The sequence below is a fragment of the Candidatus Ponderosibacter sp. Uisw_141_02 genome (assembly GCF_048087665.1).
Classification (GTDB): domain Bacteria; phylum Pseudomonadota; class Alphaproteobacteria; order Puniceispirillales; family Puniceispirillaceae; genus UBA3439.
The window spans coordinates 241,790-255,897 of the sequence record NZ_CP159807.1; the positions used below are offsets into that span (position 1 = coordinate 241,790).

General features: G+C 46.3%; 21 protein-coding genes and 1 tRNA gene. 13 read left to right on the plus strand and 9 right to left on the minus strand.

Annotated elements, in window-relative coordinates:
• Window positions 1–16: 16 nt before the first annotated feature.
• The 4 genes from ABXT40_RS01190 (at window position 17) to ABXT40_RS01205 (ending at window position 2,470) form a co-directional block, all read left to right on the plus strand.
• Window positions 17–661: a Maf family protein gene (locus ABXT40_RS01190; RefSeq protein ID WP_443646019.1), complete on the plus strand. Its 645-nt coding sequence runs from the start codon at window positions 17–19 to the stop codon at window positions 659–661.
• Between the two features lie 11 nt (window positions 662–672).
• Window positions 673–1,941, plus strand: a complete 1,269-nt coding sequence (locus tag ABXT40_RS01195; protein ID WP_443646020.1) for a ribonuclease E/G — start codon at window positions 673–675, stop codon at window positions 1,939–1,941.
• Between the two features lie 12 nt (window positions 1,942–1,953).
• Window positions 1,954–2,211, plus strand: a complete 258-nt coding sequence (locus tag ABXT40_RS01200) for a DNA gyrase inhibitor YacG (RefSeq protein WP_443646021.1) — start codon at window positions 1,954–1,956, stop codon at window positions 2,209–2,211.
• Window positions 2,212–2,394: 183 nt separating this feature from the next.
• A tRNA-Phe gene (locus ABXT40_RS01205) sits at window positions 2,395–2,470 on the plus strand.
• 254 nt (window positions 2,471–2,724) lie between these two features.
• On the opposite strand, the gene ABXT40_RS01210 is transcribed toward ABXT40_RS01205, so the two are convergent.
• Window positions 2,725–3,588, minus strand: coding sequence for a LysR family transcriptional regulator (locus tag ABXT40_RS01210; protein WP_443646022.1), 864 nt, complete (start codon window positions 3,586–3,588; stop codon window positions 2,725–2,727).
• A 142-nt stretch (window positions 3,589–3,730) separates the two neighbouring features.
• On the opposite strand from ABXT40_RS01210, the gene ABXT40_RS01215 reads away from it, so the two are divergent.
• On the plus strand, window positions 3,731–3,859 hold the full coding sequence (locus ABXT40_RS01215; RefSeq protein ID WP_443646023.1) for a hypothetical protein: 129 nt from the start codon (window positions 3,731–3,733) through the stop codon (window positions 3,857–3,859).
• A 58-nt stretch (window positions 3,860–3,917) separates the two neighbouring features.
• Window positions 3,918–4,334, plus strand: a complete 417-nt coding sequence (locus ABXT40_RS01220; RefSeq protein ID WP_443646024.1) for a DoxX family protein — start codon at window positions 3,918–3,920, stop codon at window positions 4,332–4,334.
• A gap of 159 nt (window positions 4,335–4,493) precedes the next feature.
• Here ABXT40_RS01220 and ABXT40_RS01225 read toward each other — a convergent pair whose 3' ends face one another.
• Window positions 4,494–4,754 carry a hypothetical protein gene (locus tag ABXT40_RS01225; RefSeq protein ID WP_443646025.1) on the minus strand — a complete coding sequence of 87 codons (261 nt, stop codon included), beginning with the start codon at window positions 4,752–4,754 and terminating at the stop codon, window positions 4,494–4,496.
• Between the two features lie 215 nt (window positions 4,755–4,969).
• On the opposite strand from ABXT40_RS01225, the gene ABXT40_RS01230 reads away from it, so the two are divergent.
• The 3 genes from ABXT40_RS01230 to ABXT40_RS01240 all read left to right on the plus strand — a co-directional run bounded on the left by ABXT40_RS01230 (window position 4,970) and on the right by ABXT40_RS01240 (window position 6,430).
• A complete protein-coding gene (locus tag ABXT40_RS01230; protein WP_443646026.1) occupies window positions 4,970–5,338 on the plus strand; it encodes a hypothetical protein in 369 nt (122 codons plus the stop codon).
• A gap of 23 nt (window positions 5,339–5,361) precedes the next feature.
• Window positions 5,362–5,646, plus strand: a complete 285-nt coding sequence (locus ABXT40_RS01235; RefSeq protein WP_443646027.1) for a cupin domain-containing protein — start codon at window positions 5,362–5,364, stop codon at window positions 5,644–5,646.
• Window positions 5,647–5,791: 145 nt separating this feature from the next.
• The gene (locus tag ABXT40_RS01240) at window positions 5,792–6,430 is read left to right on the plus strand and encodes a DUF6538 domain-containing protein (RefSeq protein WP_443646028.1); all 639 of its coding nucleotides are present in this window, start codon (window positions 5,792–5,794) and stop codon (window positions 6,428–6,430) included.
• Here the strand turns inward: ABXT40_RS01240 and ABXT40_RS01245 are convergent.
• The 3 genes from ABXT40_RS01245 to ABXT40_RS01255 form a co-directional block, all read right to left on the minus strand.
• Window positions 6,374–6,523 (minus strand): hypothetical protein, encoded by a 150-nt coding sequence (locus ABXT40_RS01245; RefSeq protein WP_443647023.1) that lies wholly within the window; start codon window positions 6,521–6,523, stop codon window positions 6,374–6,376. The genes ABXT40_RS01240 and ABXT40_RS01245 overlap by 57 nt on opposite strands.
• Window positions 6,524–6,658: 135 nt before the next feature.
• Window positions 6,659–8,098 (minus strand): sulfatase-like hydrolase/transferase, encoded by a 1,440-nt coding sequence (locus ABXT40_RS01250; RefSeq protein ID WP_443646029.1) that lies wholly within the window; start codon window positions 8,096–8,098, stop codon window positions 6,659–6,661.
• 898 nt (window positions 8,099–8,996) lie between these two features.
• Window positions 8,997–9,425, minus strand: a complete 429-nt coding sequence (locus ABXT40_RS01255; protein ID WP_443646030.1) for a GFA family protein — start codon at window positions 9,423–9,425, stop codon at window positions 8,997–8,999.
• 357 nt (window positions 9,426–9,782) lie between these two features.
• Between ABXT40_RS01255 and ABXT40_RS01260 the strand changes: the two genes are divergently transcribed.
• The 4 genes from ABXT40_RS01260 to ABXT40_RS01275 all read left to right on the plus strand — a co-directional run bounded on the left by ABXT40_RS01260 (window position 9,783) and on the right by ABXT40_RS01275 (window position 11,863).
• On the plus strand, window positions 9,783–10,070 hold the full coding sequence (locus ABXT40_RS01260; RefSeq protein WP_443646031.1) for a cupin domain-containing protein: 288 nt from the start codon (window positions 9,783–9,785) through the stop codon (window positions 10,068–10,070).
• Between the two features lie 499 nt (window positions 10,071–10,569).
• A complete protein-coding gene (locus ABXT40_RS01265; RefSeq protein WP_443646032.1) occupies window positions 10,570–10,710 on the plus strand; it encodes a hypothetical protein in 141 nt (46 codons plus the stop codon).
• 103 nt (window positions 10,711–10,813) lie between these two features.
• Window positions 10,814–11,236, plus strand: coding sequence for a plastocyanin/azurin family copper-binding protein (locus ABXT40_RS01270; protein WP_443646033.1), 423 nt, complete (start codon window positions 10,814–10,816; stop codon window positions 11,234–11,236).
• 18 nt (window positions 11,237–11,254) lie between these two features.
• Window positions 11,255–11,863, plus strand: coding sequence for a DUF1989 domain-containing protein (locus ABXT40_RS01275; protein WP_443646034.1), 609 nt, complete (start codon window positions 11,255–11,257; stop codon window positions 11,861–11,863).
• A gap of 370 nt (window positions 11,864–12,233) precedes the next feature.
• Here ABXT40_RS01275 and ABXT40_RS01280 read toward each other — a convergent pair whose 3' ends face one another.
• The 4 genes from ABXT40_RS01280 to ABXT40_RS01295 all read right to left on the minus strand — a co-directional run bounded on the left by ABXT40_RS01280 (window position 12,234) and on the right by ABXT40_RS01295 (window position 14,023).
• Window positions 12,234–12,551: a site-specific integrase gene (locus ABXT40_RS01280; RefSeq protein ID WP_443646941.1), complete on the minus strand. Its 318-nt coding sequence runs from the start codon at window positions 12,549–12,551 to the stop codon at window positions 12,234–12,236.
• Window positions 12,552–12,926: 375 nt separating this feature from the next.
• Window positions 12,927–13,220, minus strand: coding sequence for a DUF1330 domain-containing protein (locus tag ABXT40_RS01285; protein ID WP_443646035.1), 294 nt, complete (start codon window positions 13,218–13,220; stop codon window positions 12,927–12,929).
• A 112-nt stretch (window positions 13,221–13,332) separates the two neighbouring features.
• Window positions 13,333–13,662: a hypothetical protein gene (locus tag ABXT40_RS01290; protein WP_443646036.1), complete on the minus strand. Its 330-nt coding sequence runs from the start codon at window positions 13,660–13,662 to the stop codon at window positions 13,333–13,335.
• A 64-nt stretch (window positions 13,663–13,726) separates the two neighbouring features.
• Window positions 13,727–14,023, minus strand: coding sequence for a hypothetical protein (locus tag ABXT40_RS01295; RefSeq protein ID WP_443646037.1), 297 nt, complete (start codon window positions 14,021–14,023; stop codon window positions 13,727–13,729).
• Window positions 14,024–14,108: the final 85 nt, after the last annotated feature.

The following is a 14,108-nucleotide window of genomic DNA, read 5'->3' on the forward strand; positions in this document are numbered from 1 at the left end:
AGGAGTGCAAGTCGGCGTGCCAAAGCAAAATCCCCAAAATCCCCAACAGCTTGTGCTGGCCTCGGCATCACCGCGGCGGCTGGATCTGCTTGGGCAAATTCACATTATCCCCGATCAAATTTTGCCGGCTGATAGTGATGAAACGCCGCATCACCAAGAACGCCCGAATGATTACGCGCTGCGCATGGCGTGCGAAAAGGCATTGCTTGTAGCCAATCGGCTAGCGGGCGCGCGGACGGGTGCCTTTATTCTGGCTGGTGATACCGTGGTGGCGGCTGGGCGGCGGATTTTGCCAAAGGCCGAAACCGAACAGCAGGCGCGTGACTGCCTGTCAATTCTGTCGGGTCGGCGACACCGTGTCTATGGCGGGATTGCGCTATGTTCGCCGGGTGGCAGTCTTGGTCATCGGTTGGTGACAAGCCATGTCCGTTTCCGGCGGCTTTCGGCACTGGATATTGATCACTATATTGATCGGGGCGATTGGCATGGTAAGGCTGGCGGTTATGCCATTCAAGGGCTGGCGGCACGGTTTGTTCGCGCGATTGATGGCAGCTATTCGAATATTGTTGGTTTCAGCCTTTATGATGTCGCGGCGATGCTTGATGCGGCTGGCTGGCGCGGTACAGACCAACTGCCTAGCCAAACCCTGCCCTCTGCATGATGCCGCCCGCCATGCACAAGCTTGCCGTCACAAAATTATTTCACGAAATCGCCCCGGGCCAAACAAGGCTGGGGTTTTTTGGCAAGGATGATCGGCTTTTAGATGTGTGGTTCGATCCGCTTCATCGCCCGAATTTGATTGGCAGTGTTCATCATATCCGCATCGAGCGTGTTTTCCCCAACCAGAATCGTGCCGCCGGCCGTTTTGACGATGGCGTGCAGGTCAGTGTCAGGCTGCGCAAGGGGGATACGGCAATGGCCACTGCTGGTGCGGTTTTGCCAGTGACCATTACCGCCGCGCCGCGTCACGGCAAACCGTGGCAGGCAATGATTGGCGCCCGATTGGCAAGCGCCTGCATGATCCTGCTTATAGGCCTTTCCGACGGTTCTGCGGCGACCGCGCTGTCAAACCAGGTTCCGACTGAACAACGCGCCACGTTAACGGCACGTTTGGCAGCCGAAGCAATGGCTGAATTGCCGGCTGGGTTTGGTGTGATTTTGCGCCGAAACGGAGTGGATTTGCCCAATTTTGCCAGTGAGGTTTCGCGCCTTGTTAGCATGTGGCAGAAAAGTGCCAGCGAACTGCCAAGAAACCAAACAGGCATTATCTTTGATGGTGGCGGTCTTTTGGCACGCGCAAAGCGGCTTGTCGGTGATGTTGTGGTGCTGGATGATGCGGCGAATGCGGCCGCGATGTCCTGCCTGCTTGATGATTCGATTGCCGCGGCCATTTTGCCAAAGACCCCACTTGCCTGTGGTGGGCATTTATGGTGCGAGCAAAGTCATGCACTCTGGTCGATTGATCTGGATAGCCATGGGGTAACAGATTTTGACCGGCTGTTTGATGAAGCGGCCAGCGAAATTGCACGGCAAATTCGGCTTCGTGCGATGTCGGGACCGGTGCTGATTGATGTGCCGCGCATGGCAATTCCAAAGGGCAAAAAATTTCGTAAGGCATTGCAGGATGCGCTTGCCAATGACCCACGCCAGCTAGATTTTCTTGGCATGACCCGTGGCGGCTTGTTGGAATTGAAAATCGCGCATGGCGAGATGGCGCTTGATGCGGTCATGCAGGATCAACCAGCGCAAGACGCGCTTGCGGGTTTGCGGCTTGTTATGGCACGGCCGGCCTTTCAGCCGGTCACCCTGGCGGTTAGTCAGGCCATGGCCAGTTGGCTTGAGGGGGCGGGCAGGCCTGCCCTCGACCAGCTTGACAGACAGCTTCAGCTTGTTGTCTGGTCAGATGATACGCAGAATCAAGCAGCGCATATTATTGGATAATGGCGATAGATGATGAGTGACATAAAGCAAAATCAGCAATCAGAAACGGCAGAATCTGCGGAAAAGCCTCTACCAAAATGCCCAACCTGCGGTGCGACAGCCGATGCCAAGGCGCGCCCCTTTTGCTCGTCGCGCTGCGCCGATATTGACCTTGGCAATTGGTTCCAGGGAAAATATGCGATCCCGGCGGTTGATGCGGCGGATGATACGATTATTGAGGCGCTTCTTGCCGGTGATGTGGCATCAATCCAAGATGAGGATGACCGCTAGTTCGCTGCCAGCGCTGTCGGTCAAGCAAGCTTTGGTTTTTTAGGTGAATTCAGGCTGGACAGCGGCAGGCCAAGCGGCTATATCCGTCATATCAGGCGTGTAGCGAAGCAGTTATCTGGAAATAAAGATTGCTGTTTGGTTCGCATTTGATGTCAAAGCGGGCCCGTTTGCGGCCGCAAAGATGCCCGGGTAGCTCAGTTGGTAGAGCAGCGGACTGAAAATCCGCGTGTCGGTGGTTCGAGTCCGCCCCCGGGCACCACTTTTCTTAAGAAAATCAATAGCCTTCGTCAGTCATCACCTCAATGTGATTTCTGTCGATTCTACTGATTCATGCCCTTTTGTCAAAGTCTGTGTGACTGAGGTGTGACCGGCGTGTGACCAAAGTTGATCGCATGGGTCCCATGCTCGAAGGAAAGACACCCCCAGTGGGGGAAGACAAACACTGATTTCACAAAAGGGGACTAAAGGGTGAAGTGTTGTTGTTCTCTGTTTGCTTCGAAAAGCAAAGATGTCCTAGCTCAACCGGTCATAGAGCAAATCAATAAATTTTCTGACTTTCAGCGGCAGAAACCTTTTATCAGGATAAATTGCGTAAATAGCGTGTTCTGGCAAACACTCATATTCACAAAGCAATCGGTTTAACGCCCCGCTCTCTATATGTTTTTCCACTGCAAAAGCTGGAAGCCTCGCAAAACCAATGCCTTGTAATGTGCTCTCTACCAACATTGCGAGACTGTTCGTATAAATAGCGGGGGCAAGACTAACTGAACCTTCCTGTCCGCTAGTCGCTCTATAGTTCAAAGTGTTTCCAAGTGGGCTATTTGTGTATTGAACGAACGGCAGCTGTCGAAGGCCATCGGGGCTTGATGGTTCCCCGTATTGGTTAATGAAATCTTTGCTTGCACATATGCGGGACGGAAAATCACAGAGCCGCTTTGCGACAAGCCCGGAGTCTTCAAGAGCACCAATGCGAATAACAAGATCATAACCCTCTTCGATCAAGTGCACTCGTTTATCATCAAACTCGATATCAAGAATGACATCTGGATAAAGTCTTGCGTATTCAGCAATTGGAGAAACAAGAAACTTTTCCCCAAAGGCCATTGGCGCGTTGATCTTTAGTTTTCCTGATGGCTTTTCGTTCCCCCTCCCTAATTGGGTCAAGCAACTTGAAACCTCACTCTCACTTCGGTTGAGAGCGTCGACTAAATTCCTTCCTGCTTCTGTCAAGGCAACGGAACGGGTGGTCCGATGGAGTAGCAACAAACCCAAACGCTGTTCTAAAGATTTTACCTGTCGGCTTACAGCTGCGCTTGAAACGTCAAGTGCATTAGCTGCCTTAGTGAAACTCTGATGTTTTGCAACTTCACGAAACATCTCAAATCCATTGGAATAAATCATAAATTGATAACCTGAAGTTAATAGTTTTATTACAACTCAACTATTAATTCATTTTTGTAAACAGTTTATATCGGTAATTACTGAAATCAATCAGATCGGAAACAAAGGAACCAAAACAATGAGTGAAGCACCTAAATGCGGATGTGGACGGTCACCAACAGGAAATTGTATTGGTTGGCACGCCCTCTCCGAAGAGGAATATCGAAAGAAAAAAACTGAATATGAAGCAAAAAAAGCTAGCAAGTAATTTAATCCGGGCGGTAGCGACGTTCTATCGCCCGTGACTCCAAATAAAGGTGCCAATAATGAAAACCATCAATCAATTGATTATAAGTAACTCAAATTATGCTGCTCCTGCCGGACGAGTTTTAATCGCTTTCATGTTTGTCATGTCTGGATTGAACAAAATGAATAATTACACCAATACCGCGGGATGGATGGACGCTATGGGTGTTCCTGGAAACCTATTACCTCTCGTTATCATATTAGAAGTGCTTGGTGGGGCAGCGATAATGATTGGCTGGCAAACTCGAATTGCTGCCATTCTCTTTGCTGGTTTTAGTGTCATGTCTGCAGTCTTATTTCATGCTGATTTCTCAGATCAAAACCAAATGATTCACTTTATGAAAAACATCTCAATTACTGGAGGATTTCTATTTCTCATTGTCCATGGTGCAGGAAACTACTCATTGGACAGTCGTGAGAAAGCCCACCAGCGTTGATTGATGAGCCTTGGTTTAGTCCTTGCTCTGCATACGCTTGCGAAGTGTTCTAATGCCAATAAACAGGGCAAGCACCACTCCAGCAAGTATGAATGTGTCTGTGTGTGATACACGCTCACCGCTGAATAATGCTGTCATAGTTTCGAATATGTTCATGCTTTAGCTAACCTGAACTGCAATGTAGACACATAATGCAATGATCAGCAGCTTGCCATAGTCCAAGTCAAAGGCTGTGCCTTCGCCAAACTTCTCCTCGAAGGCGTTTTTCTGAGTGGCTTCGGCCACAACTGCCTGTGCAACCTTTGGTGCAGCTTTAGCTGGACGACCACTCTTCTTTGTAGCTGCTTTCTTGACGGCCACCTTCTTTGTTAGTGTCTTCTTTGCTGCTGCCTTCTTCTTCGCTGCTGGTGCTTTCGCCATCGTTATGTCTCCATTGAGGTGATTTAGTAATCACTTACTAGCACTACCTTGAATTGATGGCTATCCTTCTACGACAACATTAAAGATAGACCATAGTTACCAACGTATCCTTCGTTACTAGGGTATAATCATATTAGTTATTACTAATAGTGGTAGTAACTAAGACCCGCTAGAGCAGACAGGGATGACCCGGGTATACTAGAAACCGTAAGACAATGACTGAAGTCAACATCGACGAACTAAAGCAAGCCCGGTACATGAGCCTCACTAGTCCACCTGCGTCTCCTGAGGCTAAGAGGCTAGTAGACAGCATCATCGACATCATCCTCAGTGCAGAGCAGCGCAAGAGAGTGAGGCAGCCTGGTGCGGCAGCAGCCTTTAAGTCAGCAGTGGGATTGATCGTTGGCGACCTACTTATTGGACTTCAGACAAGAGAGGTGGGGTGGTCTTATCTCTCGCTGTCCACCGCTGCCTTTTCTGACCGGCCTATCGGCTACAAGACATTCAAGCCCATTGTCCAGGCTATGGAGACTTCTGGTCTCATAGACGTTTCTTTGGGTAGGCTTGTCATTTACTGCCATTAGCAGCTTAAGGAGGCGAAGCCGTGATGCGTGAAAAAGCAAAACCAACCGTTCAAATTGATGACGGCAAAGTGAAAGTGACCCGATGGGATTTTTCACCAGGGGCGGAAACAGGGTGGCATAGGCACGAGATGGATTATGTAGTCGTGCCTTTGACTGATGGCACTTTGACGGCAGAAATGCCAGATGGCTCGATTGTTGAGAACAAATTGACCGTGGGGGCAAGCTACGTTCGTCCAGTAGGTGTTGAACACAACATCATTAACAACAACGATGGGCCGTATAGCTTTATTGAAGTTGAATTGAAGTAACTCGTAAGAAATACACGTAAGTGCCTATGCGAGGAACATAACCCCGCCCCCGGGCACCACTTCTTCATAAAAAGAGCCGAGGTTCGAGGTTCAAGTCTCTGAATTCCTTAAATTATCGTTTGAGGAACGACAGGGACTGTGGACAATGGTGTATACAAGGTCGCCAGACTATTTATATCGCCGTAATGGCATCTATTACTTCACACGCAATGTACCTTCCGATTTAAAGACGCGGTTTAATAAGAACCGTGTGGTTGTGTCTTTGCACACACGGTCAGAGGTTAAAGCGCAGAAAGCAGCTTTCGCACTATCTGATAGGCTTGAGAGATATTTTGAGTCACTTCGGCTGGAACGATTTCATTCGCAAGAGCTTGGCCTAAAAGCCCTACAAGACATAAAAACAGCCAATAGTAATCATTTCAGCTTGTCGGACGCACTGGCGCTCTATCATCGTCTCAAAGGCACAGGCAAAAACCAACTTTTTTATGACGTATCAAACAGAAGTATTCGTTATCTGGCGGAATGCTTGGAACACAATAATCTATCAGACTTGGAAATATCTGACGCAGGACGGTTCCGAGACTATTTGTTCGCCCGCGGCATGTCATACTCATCAGTCAAACGATTGTTCTCCTCAGTCAAATCAATCGTAAATTTAGCAATTAGAGAGCAAGGGCTAACCGTTACCAACGTTTTTAGTGGAACATTCATTTCAGATGATGGCGCATCACGCCGGTACCGGATCACTCGGTGCTGTTTCGCCAGTATCATCTTCTTCAGGTAGGCTTTCCTCGCCAGACATAATTTTTTCAAACTTGGTAAAGAACATTTTCGACAATTTACGTGCTGTGCTGGTGATCAAACGTCCACCAACCAATCAAGTAAACCGTTGATCAGAGACGCAAGCCCGGCCCAATCTAGACCCTGCCCCCTATAATCAAGTCCAAATCTGATTAAGAAACGCCCTCAGTAACCCTGGTCCGCCCTACTCTGGAGCGAGCGTTTAAATCTGTTATTTTTGGTTCATGAATTCTGCATTAACCCCAGGAGGAGGTGTAGCGCCAAATCCGCCTTTTGCGACAACGGCCTCTATGCCACCATTTGCGTTTACGATAGCCATCTGATCAGCCTTAGCCATGGCATCTACTGCCTCCGGGTCACATATCGACCGAAGCCCGGCTTCCAATTGTCTGCGTATACCCTCGTGCTTTGGATTGGCACCAAGATCATGCAATTCTTCAGGGTCATCAGCTAAATTGAATAACTGCGGCTGCATCGATACATAGTAGACCAATTTCCACTGTCCTTTGCGGATCATAAAAGCACCAGTTGCTGATCCCACAGCGTGATATTCAGAGAAAACCAATCTATCAAGATTATCTTCTGCGTTTGCCAGATCGACTAGTGATGTGCCCGGCTTTGCCTCTGGGGTGATACCGGCGGTTTTTAGTATCGTTGGGCAGACATCAATCAGGGAAACTGGTGTTTTAACAGTTTTCTCCACGGGAATTCCCGGGCCTTTTATAATACAGGGTATGCCAACTGATTCTTCGTAGAAGTTTGATTTGCCCCAAAGGTCGCGTTCACCAATATTATCACCGTGATCGCTGAGGTAGAAAATCTGTGTGTTGTCGCCAAGACCGTTTTGTTCAACCGCTCCTAAAATTTTCCCAATTAAATCATCAATGAACGTGACCAGCCCGTAATAGGATGCCAGCGCAACCCTTGTTCGCTCTGATGTAAAGTTATCCATGATTTGACAATTTCGCATAGCGTGATGCCAAGGGTGCTCTGGGGACTCCCGGGGTTTTGTAGGCATCAGACCAAGCTTGTCATAGAGATCGTAGAATTCTTGCGGTGCGATCAACGGAAAATGTGGCGCTACCATGGATACAAACAACACCCAAGGCTTCTTTTGTTTACCATCCGTGGCTAACCAATCTATAGCTTCAGTTGCTACCTGACGGTCATAAATATTGTAGTCAGTCTCCCCCGGGCCAATCTTTTCAGCCATAGACAAAGACTTCCAGCGCTTTGGTAAAGGCTCCCTAACGCAGCCCAGAACATCACCAGTCCCGTTGACTACATGCATTGGTATCTTCTGAAAATCCAACCCCACGTCGTCATCTGAGTTCCGGTAGTGTAGCTTGCCGATTGACCCGACTGTAATACCGGCTTTTTGTAGCTCGTTACCCCAAGAGCTGGGTGTGCCAAAATAGGGCGTGGCGTTATCCCAATGATGTGAACGATGCGCATAATCTCCTGTTGCAAAGGAAGCTCTGGCTGGCACGCAAATAGGCACATTTGTATAGGCGTTTTCAAATAATGTTCCTTCACGCGCTAGGCTGTCGATGTGGGGCGTTTTGACAATCTTATTGCCGTAGCAACCAAGAACCTTCCGCGTGTGTTCGTCGGTCATCAATATGAGCTGGTTAATGGGTCTGTCTTGCATTAGTGAGCTTCCTCTTAGGCAGTGAACTTTGGAAAGAGCAAGTAAAGCTTATCTGCAAGGAAATAAATTTAAAACTTTATTCAATCAAATCCACCAACCAATCAAGTAAACCGTCGATCCGAGACGCAAGCCCCTGCGTCCTGCACCCCACCCCTTCAACAAAGTCCAAAGCTGATTAAGAAACACCCTCAGTAACCCCGGTCCGGTGTCCGAGGCCCAAGTTTATCGAACCTTTGTGTTTGGATGGCGTCTCTTGGTCGCCGGTCCTCGAACCTTTGCTGTAGACAAGGTTGTAGACAAGCTTTGTGCTTTAGTTTGCTGGGAAAATCCTATAAACTGACGGAATAGCGGGAGTTTTTAGACTTGAACTTGCCTAGCACAGGCATCGAACTTGCCCCCGGGCACAACTTTTTCTTAAGAAAATCAATAGCCTCCGTCAGTCATCACCTCAATGTGATTTCCGTCGATTTTACGGATTCATGCCTTTTTGTCAAAGTCTGTGTGACTGAGGTGTGACCGGTGTGTGACCAAAGTCGTTCGCGTGAGTCCCATGTTCAGGGAAAAGACACCCCCAGTGTGGGCAGACAAACACCGATTTCACAAAAGGGAACTAAAGGGCCTGTTGTTGTTGTTTGTTATCTGTTTGGTTTGAAAAACTAAGACGACCTAGTTCAAACGACCATAAAGCAAATCCCAGTTATTTGTTTGTATTTAGGGTGCTGGAGCTGGGCTCAATAATGTAAAGAACCTACGACAGATACACGCTTCCACAAGATAGGTAGGCAGGAACCATGCCCACCTACCTTAGTATTGTATATATGCTGTTACACAGATTGGTAGTGGTCATCAGACAACAAAAATATTCAGCATAGGTCGCAGGCCATAAAAGAGTATAAACTCACTCCTCTAACATTTCACCAGACCCGCCGAAATCAGTCGGAAAATCTTTAAACTTTGGAAGTCCATCTTTAATTGGAAGAATGCAATTTTCATAGTTAACGTGGAATGCAGGTTCAAATTTGAAGTCTTGCAGAATAGAGCCATAGACGTCCATCAGTCCATAGGTTGTGCTGTGATCAACAAAAACATGTCCACCACATTTGACACACCATTTCCGATCATGCCCTTCTACCTTAGCATAACTGCCCAGACAGTCTTCGCCTTTTGTCACTTTAAAATTGTCTGGTGCCCATAGGCATGCTCCTGTCACGGGCGCTGCAGACCATCCGCGGCAAATTGTACAGTGACAAACTGCCATTGCTGCGGGCTCCCCGGTAACCGCTACTTCCACCGCTCCACACGAGCATGACCCAACATAATTTGACATCTTAAAACTCTCCACATTTTCTCTTAATTGTGACTAGATTAGCCACCTCCCTAAAACTACTTAAACAACACCCTCAAAATCTTTTACTCAATTAAAACTGGTTTCAAATTTAACAAGGTATAGATAAGTTCAGAACGTCAATCCCATACTGGCACGTTGGTTGGGAAATAGTTCGCAAGACTTCAAAGACGCCTATGTTCTCACTGAGCTAGTACAGTGGATATGGCGGTCTAGGGTCAGAAAAGGGGAGCCAATCACCCTTTATCTTCCGTCACCTAGGATGCGTAGGTTGTTTGAAGAGTGGCTTGTGAGTTAGGCTTGTCGTTAGTGCCATTTACAGCTTAAGGAGGCGAAGCCGTGATGCGTGAAAAAGCGAAACCAACAGTTCAAATTGATGATGACAAAGTGAAAGTGACCCGATGGGATTTTTCACCAGGGGCGGAAACAGGGTGGCATAGTCACGAGATGGATTATGTCGTCGTGCCTTTGACTGATGGCACTTTGACGGCAGAAATGCCAGATGGCACTGTTGTTGAGAACAAATTGACCGTGGGGGCAAGCTACGTTCGTCCAGTAGGTGTTGAACACAACATCATTAACAACAACGATGGGCCGTATAGCTTCATTGAAGTTGAATTGAAGTAACTCAAAAACAACAAGAACGACACCTTTGACCTTTAGCCCCTTTGGTAAACCCAAGTTTTCCTATGAGCACAAGGGTCACAAAAAGATGACAAAGGAGTGTCGTTACTTGTCTTAACAAGTGGAGACTTGGGTGCTAGCACACACATTGCGAACGCTGCATGACAATCCATGCAAGAATCCCATCAGTTAACGCTGGTGGACTTTTTTTTCGTTTTGAGTCTGCAAAATCAATTAGCGCGACAAAATGTCCAGTCGTTTTCAAACCATACAAACACCACATCAATAAAGTTAGGTTTTCTCCCTGACGCTAAGCCTCACCAGTCGGACTTCCCCCCTTTCTGGTGGGGCTTTTTATAACCTGAGTATTATGCCCTGATGTGATCGGGAAACCTGTGAATAGGTGATCCTGATTAGTTGTATCGTATTGTCGCACCGACTTGTATGCGCCAGCGCACTATCCAGTTGGTTATGGAGTATTATTCAGTGAATGGAGGTGAATATGTTGTTAACAGCGAAACTAAACTTAATGTCAGGCATGGTTATTGGCGCTGCTGCCGTAATGGTCATGAAGCAGGTGTGTAAACGTAAACAACGGAAGAAACACCAGGAAGCCCATGCATCCGTTGCTGCATCTGACTAACACTCTGAAGGCTGCTGGAAGAGTGGTGGCCCAGGAGTAACTCCAGACAGACGATATTGGCACATCACAATTAAATCGACGTAATCTACCCAAGGAATTTCAAATGAAGTTATATGCCCTCATAATTGCAGCCTTTCTATCCACTCCTTCCTTCGCGGCTGAAGTTTCGATTGAAATGCTAAATAAAGATGCCAACGGAAATAAAATGGTATACAGCCAAGAAGTTGCCAAAGTCGAAGTTGGTGATACCGTTACTTGGTTTCCAGCCTCAAAAGGCCACAACGTAGAAATAATTTCATCTCCTAACAAGATGAAGTTTAAATCAAAGAATAGTAAAGAAGCTAAAATCACTTTTGATACGCCAGGAATTTACTATTACTGGTGTACACCTCACAAGGGCATGGGTATGATTGGCTTGGTTATTGTAGGTAATGACCTGTCAAACATTGATGATATTGCGAGTGCCAAAGCAATTGGGAAGAGCAAAAAGAAATTGAAAACTCTTCTTGCCAGCCTGAAGTATTAGTAATACGGAGCATCGATTATGACAACATCAGGTAGAGCGTTAGAAATCGTTCCGGCACGGCAAGGAAAAGCCACTCATGTAAAAGCTGGTGAGGCTATTACCATTATCAATACGCATGGCACCCAAGTTGTAGATACATGGTGCTTTATGAAAGATAATCTGGCTGAGTTTATGTCAATGGAGCATCAGCGCAGTGTTACTCAATCAGTATTCCCAGCCATCGGTATACCGTTATATAGCAACCGGCGTAGGCCACTCTTAACACTTGAACAAGACACCTCGCCGGGGCGGCATGATACGATGCTTGCCGCTTGTGATATCTATCGCTATCAGATGCTTGGCTGTAAAGATTATCATGATAACTGCACAGATAATCTAGCGTCGGCAATGACAGAAATAGGTTTAACCGCGCCTGAAACGCCATCACCGCTTAACCTCTGGATGAACATTCCGTTCACGCTCGATGGCGCAACCGATTTCTGCCCACCACTATCCAAGCCTGGGGATTATGTCTGTCTTCGCGCCCATCATGATGTTGTTGTTGTCATGTCAACATGCCCGCAGGATATGGTGCCTATCAATGGCGAGCAAATGATCGTTCGTGAGGTACATTATTATGTCGAGTGAGTAAATTATCTTTCTACCAAAGCCTCTAAACTGCTTTGGACATAATAGAAGATCCGGGGGAGTGTTGGGGCGGTAAGATTAAATATGATTAGGGAAAACAGCTAATTTACTCAAGTTAGTCGCATAAGTAGCTCACAGAACAGTCAACAACACCCGACCCTTTAGCCCCCTTTTTTGAAGTCGTGAGATTACGATGGGTACTGGGGTGTGATTTGTTCGAGTATGGAACCAGTTTTACCAAAGAAATACCCCCACCAGTATTAACCAGCAAGGGCAAGTCTTAAGGGAGGGACACCACTGTTAAAGCGTCACTTATTTGGCATTAAGGTTCTTCCCTTCCATATAAGCAAGAGTCGTGCCACAAGGCTTTTTAACCGAGTTTAACGATAATGTTTTCTGCTCTTAGGTGAGTGTATCTAAAGAGCATCCTGGCGTCCCTGTGACCTGAGATAACTGCCACCTCAGGAATGCTTAATCCCATTTCAAAGAACCTACTTATTGCTTCATGGCGAAGGTCGTGGAACCTAAGGTCACACAAGTCAGCACGTTTTCTTAGACGTTCCCATGCTAGTCTGAAGGCGTTAGCATTGACCGGGAACGGAGTAGGGGTGTCCTGCCGTGACCTCTGGTTGCTCAAGACTTGGACCGCCTTTGTAGACAAGGGAACTTCTCTATTTGTTCCATTCAGGGATTAATTCTGGCCAAATCGGTTTCTGGTGAATACCCGATTTTAGCTGCGGGTTCTATTGGATCAAATACTCACTTGAAGATAGGCTTACTCAACCTGAGTGAGACTGTATATTTCATGTTCTAAACCGATTGACGGTGCGATTTCAGGTATTCTCTTTAACATAACTTGGCTCATCTTCTCTGGATCAGTAACTGTGAATTTTATCATCGCACAATTTTCACTGACTTCCCGACAATATCATCTTTCATGAACTGTTTACGTAGGTCTTGATCACCATCGTAAATAGATTTCCAGTCATCAAAACCACACTTAAACGTTGCAACAATACACATTTGCATTTGATAAACCCTTTTATGTTTTTTCTTTTAAAATTTATTCAGACACACCTTCTATAATCATGAAATCAGTGTCAGAACATTCCTCTCTAACAGCTTTTGCGGCCTGATACTCTTCGCTATGATAAAAGGTGTATGCAGCTTCTTTGCTTTCAAACTCAATCATCATAACGATGCCACTGACATCACCTTCAAGCCTGTCAGCATCTGGACCACGAGCAAGTACTATACCGCCATATTTTTTTATGGCTGGCCCTGCCATACCGGAGAATTCTTGAAATTTGTCCTGGTCTGTAACTCTGATGTTTGCAACTACGTAGCCTTTAGGCATTCGATATATTCCTTCTCTACCAGTGTTCGAAGGTTGGTTCATTTACTATTTAAACAACCCATTCAAAAAGTTTCATAGTTCAGGGTAAAACCATTTAACTTATAAGAATCTGTTAGCCTAAAGGTGTAGCGCCTGTCTCCATGTGCACTATTTTACCATCCTTCAGTTTTGCAACCAACATTACGGCTTCTCGAGTCCCATCAGGGTAAGACATAAAACTATGGTCGACCATAATTTCACTATTTTCATATACGCAGCGTGATGACTCAAAAATAAATTTTTCGTTCTCAAACATACCAGCGACCATCGAAGACCATTCTTCTTTTGAAAACGAATTTCCAGATTTGTGAAATACCACAGTAAACTCATCGTGAAGCATATCAAGGTAACTACTCAAGTCCCTATCATTACAGATGTGCATCAGCTTTTTGTGTAACGACATGATTTCTTCCCTTCGTTTAATTGCAATGTTGTTGATCTAGCATCGTAGAAACACTGATGTGGCTTTACAATTCTACTTCACTTAAGTCCCAAAGCTGGACACTTTCTATGCACTCATCATATGTGGATTTAATAGCCGGGTTTTTGCCAGACACAAAATCCATCATGCCATCTTTGTCAGTAACAAATACTTTGAACATCACTGCGCTTTTATCAGGCGTGACTGTTCCTATGGTTTTGGATGGGATGGCAAATTTACCTCGTTCAGCCATACCTTCATCTGACTGCATCCATCCCATAAATTTAGGAAACTTATCATCGCCTTCTTTAAGCTTTACCAAAGCAAGCATTTCTTTTTCCATTAAATATCTCCGTTTTTCTAATTAAGTGCTTAACCAACCAATATCAAACCTAACCGAGGGAATAGATTAATTTTTGCACAGCGTT

What these genes read in the sequence shown, in the direction of transcription:
- ABXT40_RS01195 (WP_443646020.1), top strand. Translation starts at nt 673, where the DNA reads ATGCACAAGCTTGCCGTCACAAAATTATTTCACGAAATCGCCCCGGGC.
- ABXT40_RS01200 (WP_443646021.1), top strand. Translation starts at nt 1,954, where the DNA reads ATGAGTGACATAAAGCAAAATCAGCAATCAGAAACGGCAGAATCTGCG.
- ABXT40_RS01210 (WP_443646022.1), bottom strand. Translation starts at nt 3,588, where the DNA reads ATGTTTCGTGAAGTTGCAAAACATCAGAGTTTCACTAAGGCAGCTAAT.
- ABXT40_RS01215 (WP_443646023.1), top strand. Translation starts at nt 3,731, where the DNA reads ATGAGTGAAGCACCTAAATGCGGATGTGGACGGTCACCAACAGGAAAT.
- ABXT40_RS01220 (WP_443646024.1), top strand. Translation starts at nt 3,918, where the DNA reads ATGAAAACCATCAATCAATTGATTATAAGTAACTCAAATTATGCTGCT.
- ABXT40_RS01225 (WP_443646025.1), bottom strand. Translation starts at nt 4,754, where the DNA reads ATGGCGAAAGCACCAGCAGCGAAGAAGAAGGCAGCAGCAAAGAAGACA.
- ABXT40_RS01230 (WP_443646026.1), top strand. Translation starts at nt 4,970, where the DNA reads ATGACTGAAGTCAACATCGACGAACTAAAGCAAGCCCGGTACATGAGC.
- ABXT40_RS01235 (WP_443646027.1), top strand. Translation starts at nt 5,362, where the DNA reads ATGCGTGAAAAAGCAAAACCAACCGTTCAAATTGATGACGGCAAAGTG.
- ABXT40_RS01240 (WP_443646028.1), top strand. Translation starts at nt 5,792, where the DNA reads ATGGTGTATACAAGGTCGCCAGACTATTTATATCGCCGTAATGGCATC.
- ABXT40_RS01250 (WP_443646029.1), bottom strand. Translation starts at nt 8,098, where the DNA reads ATGCAAGACAGACCCATTAACCAGCTCATATTGATGACCGACGAACAC.
- ABXT40_RS01255 (WP_443646030.1), bottom strand. Translation starts at nt 9,425, where the DNA reads ATGTCAAATTATGTTGGGTCATGCTCGTGTGGAGCGGTGGAAGTAGCG.
- ABXT40_RS01265 (WP_443646032.1), top strand. Translation starts at nt 10,570, where the DNA reads ATGTTGTTAACAGCGAAACTAAACTTAATGTCAGGCATGGTTATTGGC.
- ABXT40_RS01270 (WP_443646033.1), top strand. Translation starts at nt 10,814, where the DNA reads ATGAAGTTATATGCCCTCATAATTGCAGCCTTTCTATCCACTCCTTCC.
- ABXT40_RS01275 (WP_443646034.1), top strand. Translation starts at nt 11,255, where the DNA reads ATGACAACATCAGGTAGAGCGTTAGAAATCGTTCCGGCACGGCAAGGA.
- ABXT40_RS01285 (WP_443646035.1), bottom strand. Translation starts at nt 13,220, where the DNA reads ATGCCTAAAGGCTACGTAGTTGCAAACATCAGAGTTACAGACCAGGAC.
- ABXT40_RS01290 (WP_443646036.1), bottom strand. Translation starts at nt 13,662, where the DNA reads ATGTCGTTACACAAAAAGCTGATGCACATCTGTAATGATAGGGACTTG.
- ABXT40_RS01295 (WP_443646037.1), bottom strand. Translation starts at nt 14,023, where the DNA reads ATGGAAAAAGAAATGCTTGCTTTGGTAAAGCTTAAAGAAGGCGATGAT.